Raw genomic sequence first — 1,620 nt, forward strand, 5'->3', positions numbered from 1 at the left:
TGAGCGCTTCGTTGCCATCGACCGTGCGGGTCCGGTTCTGGTGCACGGTCAGCGTCTCGTCCAGATCGACCGTCTCGGTGCGCCAGCCGTGGACGTCGATCTTCTCGTTGCGATCGACGACTTCGGTGCGGTCGCGGTGGATGGTGTTGAACTCGTCGCGGTCGATTTCCTTGCGCCGGTCGTTGCCGACCCACTTGGATTCGTCGTGCTCGACCTCGGTCAGAGCGTCCTTCTGGGCGTGGAACCAGACCTGTTCGGCGCCCTTCTTGTCCTCGAAGCGCAGCGCGTTGGCGTCGCCCGCGCCGTCGCGCAGGCCGGCGCCGGCCGCGCCGCCCTTGCTCGAGCGGGTCAGGATGCCCGACTGGGTGCGGTTGGCCGGCAGCGACCAGGGCGGCATCTGCTCGGCGTTATAGACGCGCCCGGTGATGATCGGGCGGTCCGGGTCGCCGTGCTCGAAGTCGACGATGACTTCCTGGCCGATGCGCGGGATGTGGATGGCGCCGAAGTTGCTGCCCGCCCAGGGCGAGGCGACCCGGATCCAGCAGGTGTCGGTGCCGTCCTTCTTGCCGTAGCGGTCCCAGTGGAAATGCACCTTGACGCGGCCGTATTCGTCGGTGTGGATCTCTTCGCCCGGCGGGCCGACCACCACCGCGGTCTCGACGCCGCGGGCGCGCGGCTTGGGCGTGGCCAGCGGCGGGCGGAAGGGGCGCTCGGCGGGCAGCGCCTCGACGTCGACGTGGAAGTGGCTGGCGGTGCTGCCGGCGGCGCCTTCGTAGTCGTTGTCGGCGATGTCGTAGGTGACGGCGACGAGCGTGAGTTCGCGGTTCTGGTCGGCGCGCGGGTGCCCGGTGAGCGTGAGCCGGTGGCCCGGGGCGGCGCCGCGCACGCGGCCCGACAGGTGAATGGTCTCTTGCTGGCGCTGCAGCCGCTCGAGGGTGTTGGCGGCGTACTGGGCGCCGTCGCCGGGGTCGAGGTAGTCGCCGGGGTAGTGATAGCGGGTGTAGTGGTCGAACAGGTGGCCGCGCGGGTCGGCGTGTTCGGTGGTCAGGTCCGACGAGGGGCGCTCGAAGTCGTAGTCGGCGTGGATGAGCCGGCCGGTCTCGACGCGCCGGGTCAGGCGCCAGGCGTCGAAGTGGTCGCGGTCCGGGCGGGTCTGCACGCCGCTGTAGTAGGGCACGGTGGCGTAGCCGGGGCAGTCCGGGTGGGCCGACAGGTGATCGGCCAGCACCAGGGTCTCGCCGTCGGCCGCGTGCTCGAACCAGAAGAAGATGCCTTCGTGTTCGAGCTGGCGGCAGATGAAGGACAGGTCCGTCTCGCGGTATTGGACCAGGTAGGTCCAGCGCTTGTAGCGCGCCTTGAGCCGCATGTCGAAGCGCACCGCGTTCTCGCCCAGTACCTGGTAGAGGATGTCGGGCACGCTCTGGTTCTGCCAGATGCGAAAGTCGGCGCGGCGCGAGGCGTGCCACAGCCGCGGGGCGAGGGTGGCTTCATAGACCCAGTGCCGGCCTTCGTGGCCGACCGCGGCGAAGTCGATCATCTGGCCCGACAGCCAGCGCCGGCCGCGGCGGTCGGTTTCGAGTTCGATGGCGCAGCGTTCGCCGATCATGGCCTGGCAGTCCA

1 protein-coding gene is annotated in these 1,620 nt (G+C 69.8%); it reads right to left on the bottom strand.

Annotated elements, in window-relative coordinates:
* Positions 1-1,606, bottom strand: a 1,606-nt coding sequence (locus TBU01S_RS22600; RefSeq protein WP_245651022.1) for a type VI secretion system Vgr family protein, incomplete at its 3' end; no start/stop codon positions are given.
* Positions 1,607-1,620: the final 14 nt, after the last annotated feature.

Origin of the sequence: Thauera butanivorans NBRC 103042 (assembly GCF_001591165.1) — a bacterium.
GTDB lineage: Bacteria > Pseudomonadota > Gammaproteobacteria > Burkholderiales > Rhodocyclaceae > Thauera > Thauera butanivorans.